The following is a 16,675-nucleotide window of genomic DNA, read 5'->3' as shown; positions in this document are numbered from 1 at the left end:
GACGCCTGGTCGACCTAGTACTTCGGCACCGATGCGTCTGCGGTGGTCCAGTGATGGCGGATGTGGGAGGCGAGCTCGTCGGCGCGTTCGAAGGGAAAGAAGAGCTTGCCGCCGTCGATCTCGACCACGTCGCGTGCGCCGGGGAGGAGGTGATGCAGCCAGTGCGCCCATTTGAGATCGAAGAACTCGTCGTCGGTGGCCCAGGCGATCAGCGTTGCGGCCTGCAGGTCGCGCAAGGACGGCTCCGCGGCGAGCAGGTCGTCCGGTCCCAGCGCGGCGATCAATTCCTGGAAGCGCGCGGCCGTCGCCGGCGTACCGATGACGGGCCGGAGAAAAGAGTCGACCATCTCTGCGCTCAGCAGGTTGGGGTTCTCGAAGCTGGGGGCGAAGAACGACCGGGCCGCGGCCGGGTCGGCGAGAAGTGCCGGAGCGGTGGCGCCGAGTTGGCCGGCGCGAGCCGCGTCGACGGTGGCAGCCATTGCCTCCGGAGGGATGTTGTCCTGCGTCTCGCAGTTGGTCAGCGTCAGCGTGTGGATCAGCTCGGGATGGCGGGCGGCGAACACCTGGACGATCGCGCCGCCGGTGTCGTGGCCGACCAGGTCGATGCGATCGAGGCGCAGGCTCGCGCAGACCTCGGCAAGTGTGTCGGCGAACGCCCCGACAGTGAGTTGGTGCTCCGCGGCGGCTTGGCTCTGCCCGTGCAACGGCAGGTCGATGGCGACGCACCGACGCGTGTCGGCAAGAAGCGGGATCAGGTTCTGCCAGATGTGGGCGTTGGTGGCGATGCCGTGCACGAACAGCGCGGGCGCGCCGGCGCCGATCTCGACGTAGCTGATCTCGCCCGACAGCGTGCTCACCGTATGGCGATGATCGTCGAACCCGGGCTGGAACATCGTTCGCCTCCATGATCGTAGAGTGGTGCCGGACATCTGAAGAAACCGACTGTCGGTCTAGAAGTTAGTAAACCGACCGTCGGTTTGTCAATGGAGGATTGTGTGGATCGACGCATCGACAAGGGCCAGGCCACCCGACGGCACCTGATCGAGGTGGCCACCGAGCTGTTCGCCGACCGTGGCTACGAGGGCACGTCGATCGAGGCCGTCCTGGAGCGGACCGGGATGAGCCGCGGATCGCTGTACCACCACTTCCCGGGCAAGGACCGCCTGTTCGAGGCGGTGGTGGAGTCTGTCCACACGCAGGTCGGTGAATCCGCGCTCGCGGCCGTCACCGCCAGCGGAGCGACCGAACCGCACGACCTGCTCAAGGCGGCCGAGCTGGCCTGGATCCGCCTCGCCAGCGAACCCGTCGTACGCCGGATCCTGCTGATCGACGCGCCGACCGTGCTGGGCTGGCGACGCTGGCGTGACCTCGAAGCGCAGTACGGCCTCGGCATGCTCAAGACCGTTCTCCAGCAGGCGGCCGACACCGGCCACGTGCCGGCGAACCTGGTCGAATCCTTCGCGCACATCCTGCTTGCGGCCGGCAACGAACTGGCGCTGGTCATCGCGCTGGCCGAGGACGTACCGGCTGCCCAGGCCACTGCCGAGGCCGCTGTCGAGGAGTTCCTCGCCCGCCTGCTACGTCCGATCAGCGAGCCCGCGAAACGCACCTAGCCGGCCGGTTCTGCCGGCGTCTGCCACCGCGACGACTGCTGACCCCCGCATCGGGTCAGGGGGACTGGGACTTTCAGGATCTGAACCGGTGACACTGCAAGCTTCGACAATCTCGATCATCTGTTCCGATGGGAGAAGCGCTCATGAAACCTGTTCGTATCGGTGCTCAGGTCGCCCCGCAGAGGGCCGCGGCGTACGCCGACATCCGGCGTGCCGCGGCCGTAGTCGAGGAGTTGGGCGCGGACATGCTTTTCACCTGGGACCACTTCTTTCCACTGGGCAAGGTGGCCGACGGCGCGCACTTCGAAGGCTGGACGATCCTCGCAGCGTGGGCCGAGCAGACTTCCCGCGTCGGTCTCGGCGTACTCGTCAGCTGTAACACGTATCGTAATCCCGATCTGCTGGCAGACATGGCCAGGACCGTCGACCACATCAGCGGTGGCCGAGTCGTGCTCGGCATCGGCGCTGGTTTCAAGGAGCGTGAGTTCCTCGAGTACGGCTACGAATTTCCCTCGGCCGGCCGTCGGGTCGCTGATCTCGCCGCGGCACTGCCTCGCATCGAGAACCGGCTCGCCGTATTGAACCCACCGCCGATGGGTCCGATGCCGATCCTCATCGCCGGCGGCGGTGAGCAGAAAATGCTCCGGATCGTTGCCCGGCACGCTGATATCTGGAACACCTTCGCCGAGGGTGACGACCTGGTGCGCAAGCTCGGCCTGCTCGAACGCTACTGCGCCGAGATCGGCCGTGACCCGGCCGCGATCGAGGTCTCCGTGCACGTTGGAGGCGACCCTTGGGAGAACGGTCCGGCGTTGCGTGAGTTGGGCGTCAGTCTCTTCACCATCAGTACCAGCGGACCCGAGTACGACCTCGACACCGTTCGTCGCTGGATCTCCTGGCGTGACGAGCAGAACGCCTGACGTTGCGCGAGTGCGTTTGAGACCGCGGCGGGGCGGCGCGTCTGCGAGGGATGGGTGGCGCTGGTCTGGGAACCTGCTGATCATGAGAACGTCGGCTCTTGGTGCCCTGGTGGGCATTGTGGTGTTTGCGTGTCCCGCGTGTGGCTCCGACCTGCCGGCCGCCGCGTCGGGTGCGGCGGGGCGGTTCTATCAGGCTCTTGAGGTCCACGATGGTGCCGCGGCTTGTGCTCTCCTGGCACCGCAGACTCTTCAGGAGGTGGCGGAGTCAGCGCAGGGTGAGTGTGAGACGGCGATTCTGGACGAGGGCATCCCGGCCGGCGGTGAGGTGATCGCGCTGCGGCAGTACGGCACTCAGGCACAGGCGCGGATGAGTGATGACACGGCGTTTCTTGCGGAGTTCGATGACGGCTGGAGGGTAGTTGCCGCGGCCTGTGTGTCGCAGGGGCAACGGCCTTACCAGTGCAAGGTGAAGGGGTGATTGGCTGATGCGGTTTGTCTTTGTCGCCTACCTCGCGGTCGTCATCATCGGCTTGGCGTATTTTCTCAGCCTCGGGGTGACCCGTCGATGAGCCGTGTTCGGCGTTTCCTGCGGAGCAACTCTCTGAGTCTTGTCTTCGGCGGGCTGTTCCTTGGTGCGTTGGTCGGGCAGGCGTTCGCCGGCCTCGCGGAGTTCAACAATCAGCAGGTGGCTGACGGTCTGGCGACGGTGACATTCGGCCGGTATGTGACGTCGGCTGATTTCGCCGTGGATGTCGCCGAGAACTGGCAGAGCGAGTACCTGCAGTTCCTGCTCTACATCGTGCTGACGGTTTGGCTGGTTCAGCGTGGTTCGCCTGAGTCGAAGAAGCTCGACGAGCAGGGCCGGGAATCGGACGAGAAGCAGAAGCTCGGCCCGTTTGCGGGGCCTGATTCACCGCGCTGGGCGCGAGTTGGTGGCTGGCGCACGAAGATCTACTCCTCGTCGCTGGGCCTTGTGATGGGGTCGGTGTTCCTGGCCTGCTGGCTGGTGCAATCGGTTGCGGGCTGGTCGGCGTTCAATGAACAGCAGTTGAAGCAGTTGCAGGATCCACAGTCCTGGGTGGGCTATGTCGGCTCGGCGGATTTCTGGAGCCGGAGTCTGCAGAACTGGCAGTCAGAGTTTCTTGCGGTCGGATCGATGGCGGTCCTGAGCATTTATCTGCGCGAGCGCGGATCGCCCGAAAGCAAGCCCGTCGGCACCTCACACGCCTCAACCAGCATCGAAGGCTGAGCACCCGGCACCCCTCGGCAGAAGACTTGTGTTCCGATCTGAGCCAGCCGAAGCTCCTGAAGCAGCTCGTGCCGTGTGGCCCCGCGAGGATGCTCCTCGGCCGCTTCGCCGCAGCCGACGGTTGATTCTGTGCGTTGACCACGACATGCTCCGCCTCGCGCTGGAAGTATTCGGTCTCGAGGCCGGGATCACAGGTCGGCTTGGCTCTGGACCTTCTTCTCGAGCTTGTCCTTGCTGAGCCCGGAAGTCCCGGAGATGTCTGCGTTGGCTGCCTGCTGGGCGAGCTGGTCGCGGGTCATGTCTCCGGGCTGTTCGCCGAGATGTTGTTTGCGACTGGCAACGAATGCCTCGCCGAGCTGGGTACGACGTTCGTCCGACAGGTTGGCGCGCATCCCGGGGAGGACATTGGTCTCCTCCTCGTCGACGTGGTGTGAGACCGCGTCGATGAGGTTCTGCAGGACCTTCTCGAAGTCGGCCGACGCAGGATCGGTCGAGGCCAGCTTGGCGAGGAGTTGGTCGGCCTCGATGTGTTCCTGCTGACTGTGCTTGACCTCGTCCTCCTCCCCGGCCTCCGACGCCGCGACCGGGTAGACCTCGGCCTCCTCGGCGCGGCTGTGCGCGGTGAGCAGCGTGGTCAGCACGGGAAGCAGGTTCGGCCGCTTCTCCGGGCTGTCCTTGAGCTCGTCGAACAGCCGTTCGACCTCACGGTGGTCCTGCATGATCAGATCGACAACGTCGCCCGCCATCACACTGTCCTTTCGCCTGGGTCTGGTGCGGCGCCGGTACCCACGGCCATGCTCGAGACACCCCAAGCCTCATCAACAGGTGCGCGGGCTCCGCATCCGACGTCGACGAAGCCCCGAGATAACCGGCCCAAGTCGCGAACGTCGCGCCCCGCCGACCCGTCCGTCGTGAGATCGACCCCAATGACCAGGACACCGCATCCGCAAGCCGCTGGTGGACGCGACCATGTGGCCAAGGATCCGGCCGCTCCCGGTCAGTCAGCCGCCGTGCTTACTTGGATACGAGCCTCGCTGGGATTGCGTCAGTCTGCCGTGGTGGGGGTCAGGCGGAGGACGCGTGCGGAGGGTTCGGCGGTCTTGGTGGTGATGGTGAGTGCGTCGTCCGTCCAGGTGTAGGTCCAGTCGGTGTCGTCGGTGGGGAAGTGGGGGGCGATGCTTGCCCGGCTGAGGGGGAGGGTGATGGTGGACGGGCCGGGAGCGCGGTGCCAGAGGGTCAGGTAGGAGGCGTCCGCGCCGTCGAGTGAAAGGGCGATCCATTCATCGGTCCACGCCGGCAGGCCGAGAGGCCACGCAGGTACGAGCGAGTCGAGTTCGTCGAGGATGGACCGATGAGCGGTCAGTGCCGAACGGATCAGGTCGAGCTCGGCAGGCGTCATTGTGTTGAGGTGACCCGACAGGTAGAGCCGGCCGGGGATCCCGTTGACGAGGGCGAAGGTGAACTCCTCGCGAGTGGTTCCGCTGATCGGGTACGCCCAGTGGCCGGCCTGCTCGGGGAGTACGGCGGCCGGCGCGGCGGCCGCGATCGGTGCGTAGAGCAACGGATGCTGCTGGTCCGAGGTCGACTGCAGGTGGAGCCGGGAGAGCATGGCGTAGTCCATCCGCATCGCACCCGAGCCGCAGTTCTCGATCAGCAGGTCGGGGTGCCTGGCCTGGAGACCGTCGATCCAGTCGAGCAGCGCCCGATTGTGCTCCAGTAGTCCGTGGCCGAGGGACGTACCGCCCTTGTCGGTGCCGGGGCCGGTCATCGTGTTGTTGTCGAACTTGAAGAAGCCGACCCCGAATTCGCCGACCAGCCGGTCGACCGTGTCGTCGAGGTGCTTGCGGGCGGCCGTACTGCGCAGGTCGAGCAGGTAGCGCCCGGACTCGGCGACCCGGATGCCGCGGCGGGTCAGGAAGGCCTCGTCGGGCAGTGCGTCGGCGATCGGCGAACGGACGCCGATCACCTCGGGTTCGAGCCACAGCCCGGAGACCATGCCGTGCTGGTGGATCCGGTTGATCACCTCGCCGAGCCCGTTCGGGAATCGGGTCGTCGACGGCTGCCAGGCTCCGACGGTGTTCCACCAGTCGCCTTCGGCGTACCAGCCGGCGTCGATGCAGAAGTAGTCCGCACCGGCGTCCGCGACTGCGTCGACGAGCGGCAAGAGTTTCTCGGTCGTCGGATCGCCCATCAGGGTGTTCATGTAGTCGTTGAAGACGACCGGCATCCGATCGTCGATCGGCCGTCGATGACGGAGCGCGCGCCGTTGCCGGGTGAGGGCCGCGAACGCACTGTCGCGGTCGGTTCCGGTGACGAGTGACACGGGCACGGTCGTGAAGGACTTGTCGGCGGTGAGTTCGACGCTCCACTGGTGTTCGGCGTCGGTGGGACCGCTGAGCAGCAGGTAGCCGCCGCGCCGGGTCTCGCCGAGCTCGTAGTGCCAGGGTCCGTTGTGCTCGATCTGCCAGCCGAGGGCGTACGGCGTATTTCGATCGACGACAACGCCGACGGGCAGCCATTCGCCGCTGGACCAGGAGCCCGTGCTGGTCACGGCGTACCGGCTCCTGCCGACTGGATGATGTGGGGCGCGGTCGATCCGCGCCACCGCCTCGGCGCGCACCGAACGGGCCGACCAGCGGTTCTCCGCCATCCAGCTGTTGGCGGCGGAATACAGCTCGACGTCGATCGACGCGAGCCCTACGACCAGGGACGACAGGAACGTGAGTTCGAGCGTCGCCGGGTCGGCCATCGAGGCCTCGGACCAGGCACGGACACCGGCCCCTGCTTCGAACACACTGGTGACCCGCAGGCCGGTGGTGGGCTCCTCCTGAGTGATGCGCAGCGTTGTCCCGGTGTCCTCGTGGCCGAGGTAGCGCAACTGCTGCCCGAGACTGGTGTCGACATGCCGGCTGGTGCTTGGCGAAAGTCCGTACCCGACGGCGGACACCTCGACCAGCGGCTGACTGGTGTCCGGCTCAGCGCCGTCTGGTTGAGAGACTTCGCGTACGCCGATCAGCCGCACCGGGCCGGCGTCGAGGGCAAAGGTGAGCCTCAGATCGGGCGTGCTCCAGCGCAACAGGGTCATCCAGCTCTCATTCCGTAGTCGTATCTACGACATCTCGCTCGAGCAGGTAGTCCTCGACCGTGAACAGGTGGGCCGCCATGCGGGTCCGTGCCCGGTCGGAGTCCCGGGCGGTGAGCGCGGCGAGGATGGACAGGTGTTCGCGGTGCGCCGTGTCGTCGGCGCCGGGCTGCGAGATGGATCGGCGTAGCCGGTCGCGCATCGTTCGTCCACCCAGCGCGTCGATCAGCGCGGCCAGCACCGGGTTCCCGCCTGCCGCCGCGACGATCCGATGGAAAGCGATGTCGTTCTCGATCACCGTCTCGTGGTTGGGCTCCTCGGCTGTGAGTTCGGCGGCGTTGTGGCGCAACAGTTCGCCGGCGGCGTCCAGCTCTGCCGGGCCGATGTGCTGCGCCGCCAAGGCGGCGGCCTCTGTCTCGAGGACCCGGCGCACCGCGTGCAGGTGAGATGTGCCGCTGCCGGTCTGCAGGTCGACGACGAAGCCCATCGGAGCCAGCAGCATCGAGGAGTCCAGCTTGGTGACGTAGGTGCCGTCACCTTGCCGCGTCTCGAGAACTCCCATCATCGACAGCGCGCGGACGCCCTCACGCAGGGGATTCCTGGAGACGCCGAGCGCTGCGGCGAGGTCCTTCTCGACGGGAAGCCGATCGCCGGGGCGAAGGCGGCCGTCGATGATCAACTGGCGGATGCCCTGGACCACGACGTCCGTCTGCGAGACGCCGGGGACACGAGTCTGCTCCGACACCTTGCCGGGAGTCATGGAAGTGCCGGCCCGTCTGCGTGCTGCGCCCAGTAGGTGCCGTCCGGGTACCGGTAGGCCTGGAGTGAATCCGTGTGCATCTCGGCACTGTAGCCGGGTGATCTCGGGAGTACGTACGCTCCGTTGCGGATCTCGCACGGCTCGACGAAGTGTTCGTGCAGGTGGTCGACGTACTCCGTGACGCGGTGGTCGAGGCTGCCTGATACGGCGACGTAGTCGAAGATCGAGAGGTGCTGAACGAGTTCACACAGACCGACTCCCCCCGCGTGGGGGCACACCGGTACGTCGAAGCGGGCGGCGAGGAGGTAGACCGCGAGTACCTCGTTGACGCTGCCGAGGCGGGCCGCGTCGAGCTGGCAGTAGTCGAGGGCGCCGGCCTGGAACATCTGCTTGAACAGGACCCGGTTCATCCCGTGCTCGCCGCTGGCGACGCCGATCGGTGCGACCGCCCTGCGGATCGCGGCGTGTCCGAGGATGTCGTCGGGGCTGGTCGGTTCCTCGATCCACAGCGGGTTGAACTCGGCAAGCGCCTTGACCCATTCGATCGCCTGCGGGACGTCCCACACCTGGTTCGCGTCGATCATCAGGTTGCCGTCAGGCCCGAGAACCTCGCGAGCGATCCCGCAGCGCCGGATGTCGTCGGCCAGTACGGCGCCGACCTTGAGCTTGACGTGTTTGTAGCCGGCGGCAACGGCTTCCTCGCAGAGCCTGCGGAGCTTGGTGTCGGAGTACCCGAGCCATCCGGCCGAGGTGGTGTAGCACGGGTAGCCGGACGCCTCGAGCTCAGCGATTCGTTGCTTACGGCCCTCCTCTTGCCGGGCGAGCAGGTCAACGGCCTGGGCCGGCGTCAGTACGTCGGTGAGATACCGCAGATCGGCGGCGTCGACGAGTTCTTCGGGTGACATCTCCGACAGCAGTCGCCACAGCGGCAGGCCGGCCCGCCGGGCGGCCAGGTCCCAGACCGCGTTCATCACCGCGGCCAGAGCCAGGTGGATGATGCCCTTGTCCGGGCCGAGCCACCGCAGCTGGCTGTCCGACTGCAGTTGCCGGTAGGTCCCGCCGAGGTCTCCGCACAGCTCGTCGACGTCCCGGCCGACCAGTGGCTCGGCGCGCTGCGCCGCGGCAGCCGCGCACAGGTCGGTGCCGCGCCCGATGGTGAAGGTGAAGCCGTACCCGGCCAGGCCCGGGTCGTCCGTGTGCAGGACGACGTACGCCGCCGAGTGGTCGCCGTCCTTGTTCATCGCATCGGATCCGTCGCTGGTCAGCGAGGTCGGGAACCGGACGTCGATGACGTCCACCGAGGTGATGCATGGCATGCGGGCCCCCACGATCAGTGATAGATGGGATCTCTATCTAACTTTTGATGCCGTTCAGTATGGACCGGCGGTGGCGCTGGCGCTACGATCCCGACAATTCATAGGATTAATACCTCGTCGTCTCGACGGAGGACAGTGGTATGGGCAATCTGGTGAGCTCTGACCGCTCCGGCGCGCAGCGGATGGTCTACGACCGCCCGGCCGCAACGTGGCTGGAGGCGCTGCCGCTCGGCAACGGCCGGATCGGTGCGATGTGTTTCGGTGGAGTCGGCAGGGACCGGATCGGGCTGAACAACGAGACGTTGTGGTCGGGCGGTCCGGAGACCGCCCGGTTGCTGTCGACTCCGCTGGGTGCGACCGGAGCGGACGCCGTACAGGCTGTGCGCGACGCGCTCCGGGCCGGTGATATCCGGCGGGCACACGAGTTGGCCCGCGGCTTTCACTCCGGCTACTCGCAGGCTTACCTGCCACTGGGCGATCTCCTTCTCGAGGTTCGCGTCGATGGCGCTACCCCCGAGGCCGGCCAGGTCACGCGGTATCGCCGTGAGCTTGATCTCGACGCCGCGCTGGCCACGGCGGAGTACGAACTCGGGGAAGTCGTGGTGCGACAGGAGGTCTTCGTCAGTGCACCGGACGGCGTACTCGTCCACCGGATGACCGCGTCCGAGCCGGTGCTGGCGCTGACCTGCCGGTTGACGTCGCAGTTGCAGTCGCGCGCGCACGCCGTCGAGGACGGGGTCGGGCTGCTCCTTCAGGCTCCAGCCGATGTCGCTCCTCCGCATCGCGACGTGCCGGAGCCGATCCGGTACTCCGATGGTGCGGATCGCGGGATGGCAGCCGCCATCGCGTTGCGCACCAGGACCGATGGCGAGGTCGAGGCGAGTGACTCCGAGCTCGCGGTCGAAGGCGCAACAGAGATCACCGTGATCCTCTCGACGGCCACGGGGTACGACGGTCCGTTCAGCACACCGACCCGGACGGCCGCGGAGTGCTGGTTCGCCGCGGATCAGACCGTACTCGCGGCACTCGATCGTGAGTACGACGAGCTCGTCGCCGATCACCAGACGGATCACCGGCGACTCTTCCGGCGTGCATCGCTCGAGCTGGCCGGCTCGGCGGAGCAGTCCGGGCCGGCGACCGATGTGCGGGTTGCCGGGGCGCGTGAGGTCGAGGATCCGGCCCTGGCGGCGCTGATCTTCAACTACGGCCGGTACCTGATGGTGGCGAGTTCGCGATCAGGTGGGTTGCCGACCAATCTGCAGGGGATCTGGAACGACATCCTGCGGCCGCCGTGGAGCAGTAACTACACGGTCAACATCAATACCGAGATGAACTACTGGCCGGCCGAGACGACCAACCTGTCCGAGTGCCACGAACCCTTGCTCCGGTATATCGATCACCTTGCCCAGGCGGGCCGTCAGACGGCTCGGGAGCGGTACGGATGCGGCGGCTGGACCGCGCATCACAACGCCGACGCCTGGTGCTGGACGCTGCCGGTCGAGGGGGATCCGCGCTGGTCGAACTGGCCGATGGCAGGTGCTTGGCTGGTCCGCCATCTGTGGGATCACTTCGAGTTCACCGGCGATGCGGAGTTCCTCGGTAAGTCCTGGCCTGTCCTGCGTGGAGCGGCAGAGTTCTGCCTGGACTGGCTGGTGGAGATGCCGGACGGCAGTCTCGGTACGGCGCCCTCGACGTCTCCGGAGAACGACTACATCGCCGGCGACGGGCAACCGGCCTCGGTCACCGAGTCGTCGACGATGGACCTGGCGCTCATCTCCGATCTGTTCCACCGGGTTGAGCAGGCGGCGGAACTGCTCGATGTCGTGGACCCGATCGTGGGTGACCTGGCGACTGCCCGGAAGCGACTGCTCGAACCGTCGATCGGCGCGCAGGGCCAGCTGCAGGAGTGGGCGGCCGACCTGCCGGAGGAAGATCCGCAGCATCGCCACCAGTCCCATCTGATCGGCGTGCATCCTGGCGACGCGATCACGCCGGAGGGCACGCCGAGTCTGGCTGCCGCGGCCGTCCGGACGCTCGATCTGCGCGGCTACGAGGCAACGGGATGGTCGCTGGCCTGGAAGATCTGCCTGCGTGCTCGCCTGCGCGACGCGGCCGGCGCGCGCCGGCTGGTTCGTGCGTTCCTGACTCCGGCCGACGACACCGGCACGAGTTACGTCGGCAGTGGCGCAGGTGTCTACCCGAATCTGTTCTGCGCGCATCCGCCGTTCCAGATCGACGGCAACTTCGGGGCGACGGCAGGAATCGCGGAGATGCTGCTGCAGAGTCACACCGGCGAGGTCGAACTGCTGCCGGCGCTACCCGCCGAATGGACCAGTGGACGAGTCACCGGCCTGCGAGCTCGCGGCGGGGTCGTCGTCGACATCACCTGGACACCGCACGGCGTCGAGGCAGTCCTGACCGCCGATCGGGACCAGGAACGGGTCGTGCGGCGCGGCGACGAACGGATACCGGTCCGATTGACGGCCGGTATCGGCCACCGCGTGAGCTCGAGTTGATCGCCGGCGTGGACGAGGAGGTCTCATGGCAACGCTGACAACCGTCCGGCCACCGGCCGGTGAGCTACCCAACCGGCCCAAGCGACGACGGCGGCGCGAGCGCCCCGGGATCAAGGGGCTGCGGCGCAGCCTTCAACGGCACTGGACGCTGTATCTGCTGATGGTCGTGCCGCTGATCTGGTTCGCGGTCTTCAAGTACATTCCGATGTCGAACGCCGTCCTGGCGTTCAAGAACTTCAACGTGACCAAGGGCATCTGGGGGAGCCCGTGGATCGGCTGGCAGAACTTCGAGCTGTTCTTCCACAACCCGGTGTTCTGGACCCTGGTGAAGAACACCTTCGTGCTCTCGGTCTACACCGTGGCAGCGAGTTTCCCGATCGCGATCATCCTGGCGCTGGCGCTGAACGAGATCCGCACCGGCCTGTTCAAGCAGACTGTGCAGCTGGTGACGTACGCGCCGTACTTCATCTCCACCGTGGTGGTCGTGTCGATGACGATCCTGGTGCTGTCGCCACGGCTCGGGATCGTCAACGAGGGACTGGGGTTCTTCGGCGTACCGGCGGTCGACTTCCTCGGTAACCCGGACTACTTCCGGCACATCTATGTCTGGTCCGACGTCTGGCAGACCACCGGGTACTCCGCGGTGATCTACCTGGCCGCGTTGTCCGGCATTGATCCGGCGCTGCACGAGTCGGCCAAGATCGACGGTGCCACCCGGTTGCAGCGGATCCGGCACGTGGACCTGCCGGGCATCATGCCGACCGCGGTGATCATCCTGGTTCTTGCCGTCGGCAACATCATGGCGATCGGCTTCGAGAAGGCGTTCCTCTTCCAGAACCCACTCAACCTGAGCCAGTCCGAGATCATCGCGACGTACGTCTACAAGACCGGTCTGCTGAACGCGGACTTCAGCCTGGCGACCGCGGTCGGGCTGTTCAACTCGGTGATCAACCTGGTCCTGCTGCTGATGGTCAACATGATCGCCAAACGGATCACCGGGAACGGACTGTGGTCATGACCGCCCAGGTTGAAGTGCGAACGGTGCCGAGCAAGCGTGACGAGCGCCGAGCGGCGCGGGCCCGCCGGATCCGCGAGCCGCGCACGGACCGGATCTTCCTGTTCTGTGTGTATCTGCTGCTGGCGGTCTTCCTCCTGGTCGTCATGCTCCCGCTGCTGTACATCGTGGCCAGCTCGTTCAGCAGCCCGGCGGCGGTCTCGTCCGGCCGGGTGCTGTTCTGGCCGGTGGAGTTCTCGCTGCGCGGGTACCACGCGGTGTTCCAGAACCCACAGGTCGTTCAGGGGTACCTGAACTCGTTGTTCTACACCGTGGTCGGGACGATCGTCAGCGTCACGATGACGATCGCGATCGCCTACCCGATGTCGCGGCGTACGCTCGTCGGCCGCAATGTCGTGATGACGCTGATCCTGTTCACGATGCTGTTCACCGGCGGCCTCATCCCGACGTACCTGGTGGTCCAGTCGGCCGGCCTGCTGGACACCCGGTGGGCGCTGATCATCCCGCAGGCGATCGGGGTCTGGCAGGTCATCATCGCCCGGACCTACTTCCGGACCGCGATCCCCGACGAGCTGGTCGAGGCCGCGGAGCTGGACGGGTGTGGCGACCTGCGCTTCCTCTGGTCGGTGGTGATCCCGTTGGCCAAGCCAATGATCGCGGTGGTCGCGTTGATGTACGCGATCATGCAGTGGAACTCGTACTTCGACGCGCTGATCTATCTGAAGAACCCGGACCTGTTCCCGCTCCAGCTGGTCCTGCGGAACATCCTGATCCTCAACACGACCGGCGGCGGGGCCGTAGACGCGTCCGTCGTCATCCAGCGTCAGCAGCTCGCCGACCTGCTCAAGTACTCGCTGATCGTGGTCGCGAGCGTTCCGGTTCTGCTGATCTATCCGTTCGTCGCCCGCTACTTCACCAAGGGAATCCTGATCGGCGCCGTCAAGGGCTGATCCTCCGGCACCACCCGGTATCACCCCGTATCACCTCGACCCCTGTGAGGGAACCATGTCTGTACGAATCAGTAGGCGGAGGCGTGCCGCGATCGCCGGTATCAGTCTCCTGGCACTCGGCCTCGCGGCCTGTTCCGGAGGCGGTGGCTCGGACGACCAGCAGGGCAAGCCGTTGCCCACGATCACCGGGAATCCCGCGGTCACCCTGAACGTCTTCGCGCCGCAGTCGGCCGAGACGAACCTGGCCACGAACGACTTCACGAAGCTGATCCAGCAGAAGTTCAACATCACCATCAAGTGGCAGACCACGACGTTCGACGGTGGGCCGGCCAAGGAAAAGCGGCAGATCTCGCTGGCCAGCGGCGACTATCCCGATCTGTACCTGCTGATTCCCTGGGTCGACCAGTTCACGACGGCGGACCTGCTGAAGCTGTCCAATCAGGGTGTCGTCGTACCGCTGAACCAGCTCATCGACCAGTACGCGCCGAACATCAAGAAGGCCCTGGACGCCACGCCGGACTGGAAGGCGATGGCGACCGCGCCGGACGGCAAGATCTACGGGATGCCGCAGTGGGTCGACTGCTTCCACTGTTCGTACCCGGACAAGCTGTGGATGAACTCGGCGTGGCTGAAGAAGCTGGGCCTCGAGCAGCCGAAGACCACCGAGGACCTGCGGAAGGTGCTCCAGGCGTTCAAGACCCAGGACCCGAACGGCAACGGCAAGGCCGACGAGATCCCGCTCAGCGCGAACCTCCGCGACAGCCTCATCCCGTACTTGATGAACGCCTTCATCTACGACCCGCAAGGGCAGAACAACAGCGGCGGCAACAACACCACACTGGTTCTCAACAACGGCAAGGTCGACGTCCAGGCGAACAAGGACGGCTGGCGCGAAGGTCTGCGGTACATCAACTCGCTCTACAAGGAAGGCCTGATCGACAAAGGCGCCTTCACGCAGAACCCGGACGCGATGCAGCAGCAGGGCAACCACGGCGGCTCGGTCATCCTCGGCTCGGGCACCGTCATGCACTCGGGCATCTTCGTCACCATCGGTTCGGCGGACGGGCGGGACAAGCAGTACGACGCGGTACCGCCGCTGACCGGTCCGAGTGGCGCGAACTACGCCAGCTACGTCTTCCCGAGCATTCCCGGCGCCACGTTCGTGCTGACGTCGAAGGCCACACCGGAGAAGCAGATCCAGGCGATCAAGATGCTCGACTACATCTTCACCGATGAGGGACAGAACAATGGACAGTTCGGCTCGGAGGGCAAGGCCTGGACCAAGCCCGGTCCCGGCGATGTGGCGCTCGACAAGTCGCTGAAGCCGAGCTTCAAGCAGATTCCCCTGAAGCCCGGGTCGAAACCGCGGAACAGCGGCTGGGGTCCGCTGGCGCAGTACAACAACACCGCGAAGTACCGCAACTCCGAGGTCATCGACACCGACACCTCCTCGCAGGCGGGGTACGAACGCAAGCTGTTCGACGCAACGAAGTTGTACGCCGGCCACGAGGACAAGGCTCAGATCTACCCGTTCTGGCGGGTCTGGATCGACCCGTCGCTCGCCAACGAGGTCGCGACCCTGCAGACCAACCTCGAGAACTACATCCAGCAGAACTCCCTGCAGTTCATCACCGGCTCGAAGAACATCGACACCGAGTGGGACAGCTACGTCAAGGGGCTGGACGGTCTCGGTCTGAAGCGCTACCTGGAGATCCAGCAGGCGGCGTACGACAAGGTGCCCAACAAGTAGGCCGACCCGGGCCGGCCGGAGGGAGTGATCCGGCCGGCCCTCACCCCGTGGCAGCGACGAGGAGCAAAGAGTGCCGTTCGACGCAACGTTCGAGTCCCTGGCCACGTTCGAGTGCCCGGACTGGTTCCGGGATGCGAAGCTCGGCATCTGGTCGCACTGGGGAGCACAGTCGGTCCCCCGATACGGCGACTGGTACGCGCGCCACATGTATCGGGAGGGCAGCGATCAGTACCGCTACCACCTGCGGACCTACGGGCACCCGTCGCAGTTCGGCTACAAGGACGTCGTACAGCTGTGGAAGGCGGAGCGGTTCGATCCGGACGAGCTGATGGATCGATTCGTGGCTGCCGGTGCCCGGTACTTCGTGGCCCAGGCCGTGCACCATGACAACTTCTTCAACTACGACTCGGCCGTCAACCAGTGGAATTCGGTGAAGATGGGGCCGGGCAAGGACATCGTGGGTCTGTGGAAGGCTGCCGCAGACCAGCGCGGACTGCCGTTCGGATTCACCGAGCATCTCGGTGCCACGCTCGGATGGACGGCGGTCAACAAGGGCAGTGACAAGCACGGGCCGTTCGCCGGCGTACCGTACGACGGAACCGACCCGGCCAACCAGGACTTTTATCTCGACAACAGCCGGCACCTGCCGGCCCAGGACGTCGAAGTCCAGGACCCGTGGTACAGCGATGATCCCGAGTGGCACAGGCACTGGCTGGACGCGGTGACCGAGATGATCGACCGCTACCAGCCGGACCTTCTGTACTCCGATGGACCGCTGCCGTTCGGCGAGGTCGACTACACACCCGGTCTGCAGGCGGTGTCTCACCTCTACAACACCAGCGTGCGGATCCACGGGACGAACCGCGCTGTCTACCAGCAGAAGGATCGCCGGCCCGAGGTGAGCTCGGTCGGGGTGATGGACATCGAACGGAGTCAGACGCCCGGCATCCACCCCTCGCCCTGGCAGACCGACACGTCCGTCGGCGACTGGTTCTACAACGTTCGCGATGTCTACAAGACCGCCGGCCACGTGATCGAGATGCTGGTCGACATCGTGTCGAAGAACGGGAACCTGTTGCTGAATGTGCCGCAACTGCCGGACGGCACGATTGACCTCGAGTGCTCACAACTCCTGGACGACCTCGGCGCCTGGACGCGGGTCTGCGGCGAGGGCATCTACGGCACGAGACCGTTCCGCGTGTTCGGCGAGGGCCCGTCAACCGTTGTTATCAAGGGTTTCACCGAAGACCGGGTCAGCTGGACGAGCTCCGACTACCGCTTCACCCGCCGCGCCAACACTCTCTACGCATTCCAGCTGGCCTGGCCGGACGACCGCCGCGCCGTCATCCGCAGCCTCGCCGACCACGAGACAGTCACCACCGTCCGCCTCCTCGGCCACGGTCCCGTCCCCTTCGAACAGGCCCACGGGATCCTCGTCGTCCGGCTGCCCGACACTGCTCCGGTCGACGTCGCGAACTGCCTCGCCGTCGAGGTCGGCGCCTGA

14 protein-coding genes are annotated in these 16,675 nt (G+C 66.0%); 9 read left to right on the top strand and 5 right to left on the bottom strand.

Translation table 11 applies throughout. From position 1 onward, the window contains the following. Positions 1-14: 14 nt before the first annotated feature. Positions 15-893, bottom strand: coding sequence for an alpha/beta fold hydrolase (locus E0H75_RS40760; RefSeq protein ID WP_131519077.1), 879 nt, complete (start codon positions 891-893; stop codon positions 15-17). A 102-nt stretch (positions 894-995) separates the two neighbouring features. Between E0H75_RS40760 and E0H75_RS40755 the strand changes: the two genes are divergently transcribed. From E0H75_RS40755 to E0H75_RS40740, 4 genes are all read left to right on the top strand, one after another. Continuing rightward, positions 996-1,613, top strand: coding sequence for a TetR/AcrR family transcriptional regulator (locus E0H75_RS40755; protein WP_131519076.1), 618 nt, complete (start codon positions 996-998; stop codon positions 1,611-1,613). 143 nt (positions 1,614-1,756) lie between these two features. Then, complete coding sequence (locus E0H75_RS40750; protein WP_238163563.1) at positions 1,757-2,533, top strand: LLM class F420-dependent oxidoreductase; 777 nt, start codon at positions 1,757-1,759, stop codon at positions 2,531-2,533. Between the two features lie 256 nt (positions 2,534-2,789). Continuing rightward, a complete protein-coding gene (locus E0H75_RS40745) occupies positions 2,790-3,011 on the top strand; it encodes a hypothetical protein (protein WP_238163562.1) in 222 nt (73 codons plus the stop codon). Between the two features lie 87 nt (positions 3,012-3,098). Beyond that, a complete protein-coding gene (locus tag E0H75_RS40740; protein ID WP_131519074.1) occupies positions 3,099-3,782 on the top strand; it encodes a DUF6766 family protein in 684 nt (227 codons plus the stop codon). Between the two features lie 188 nt (positions 3,783-3,970). Here E0H75_RS40740 and E0H75_RS40735 read toward each other — a convergent pair whose 3' ends face one another. From E0H75_RS40735 to E0H75_RS40720, 4 genes are all read right to left on the bottom strand, one after another. Then, positions 3,971-4,528 (bottom strand): hemerythrin domain-containing protein, encoded by a 558-nt coding sequence (locus tag E0H75_RS40735; RefSeq protein ID WP_131519073.1) that lies wholly within the window; start codon positions 4,526-4,528, stop codon positions 3,971-3,973. A gap of 299 nt (positions 4,529-4,827) precedes the next feature. After that, positions 4,828-6,867, bottom strand: coding sequence for a glycoside hydrolase family 36 protein (locus tag E0H75_RS40730; RefSeq protein WP_131519072.1), 2,040 nt, complete (start codon positions 6,865-6,867; stop codon positions 4,828-4,830). A 7-nt stretch (positions 6,868-6,874) separates the two neighbouring features. Then, a complete protein-coding gene (locus E0H75_RS40725) occupies positions 6,875-7,624 on the bottom strand; it encodes a FadR/GntR family transcriptional regulator (protein WP_131519071.1) in 750 nt (249 codons plus the stop codon). Beyond that, positions 7,621-8,922, bottom strand: coding sequence for an L-fuconate dehydratase (locus E0H75_RS40720; RefSeq protein WP_238163561.1), 1,302 nt, complete (start codon positions 8,920-8,922; stop codon positions 7,621-7,623). Before E0H75_RS40720 ends, E0H75_RS40725 begins: the two co-directional genes overlap by 4 nt. A 158-nt stretch (positions 8,923-9,080) precedes the next feature. On the opposite strand from E0H75_RS40720, the gene E0H75_RS40715 reads away from it, so the two are divergent. The 5 genes from E0H75_RS40715 to E0H75_RS40695 all read left to right on the top strand — a co-directional run bounded on the left by E0H75_RS40715 (position 9,081) and on the right by E0H75_RS40695 (position 16,675). Beyond that, the gene (locus E0H75_RS40715) at positions 9,081-11,456 is read left to right on the top strand and encodes a glycoside hydrolase family 95 protein (RefSeq protein ID WP_131519069.1); all 2,376 of its coding nucleotides are present in this window, start codon (positions 9,081-9,083) and stop codon (positions 11,454-11,456) included. A 25-nt stretch (positions 11,457-11,481) separates the two neighbouring features. Further along, the gene (locus E0H75_RS40710; RefSeq protein ID WP_131519068.1) at positions 11,482-12,474 is read left to right on the top strand and encodes an ABC transporter permease; all 993 of its coding nucleotides are present in this window, start codon (positions 11,482-11,484) and stop codon (positions 12,472-12,474) included. Further along, positions 12,471-13,421, top strand: a complete 951-nt coding sequence (locus tag E0H75_RS40705; protein WP_131519067.1) for a carbohydrate ABC transporter permease — start codon at positions 12,471-12,473, stop codon at positions 13,419-13,421. The genes E0H75_RS40710 and E0H75_RS40705 overlap by 4 nt, the downstream gene beginning before the upstream one ends. 55 nt (positions 13,422-13,476) lie before the next feature. Beyond that, complete coding sequence (locus tag E0H75_RS40700) at positions 13,477-15,171, top strand: type 2 periplasmic-binding domain-containing protein (protein WP_131519066.1); 1,695 nt, start codon at positions 13,477-13,479, stop codon at positions 15,169-15,171. A gap of 70 nt (positions 15,172-15,241) precedes the next feature. Continuing rightward, on the top strand, positions 15,242-16,675 hold the full coding sequence (locus tag E0H75_RS40695) for an alpha-L-fucosidase (RefSeq protein WP_131519065.1): 1,434 nt from the start codon (positions 15,242-15,244) through the stop codon (positions 16,673-16,675).

The organism is Kribbella capetownensis (genome assembly GCF_004331485.1).
Taxonomy (GTDB): Bacteria; Actinomycetota; Actinomycetes; order Propionibacteriales; family Kribbellaceae; genus Kribbella; species Kribbella capetownensis.
The sequence above is the reverse complement of the archived record's forward strand: the minus strand, read 5'-3'. Positions and strand labels throughout refer to the sequence as shown.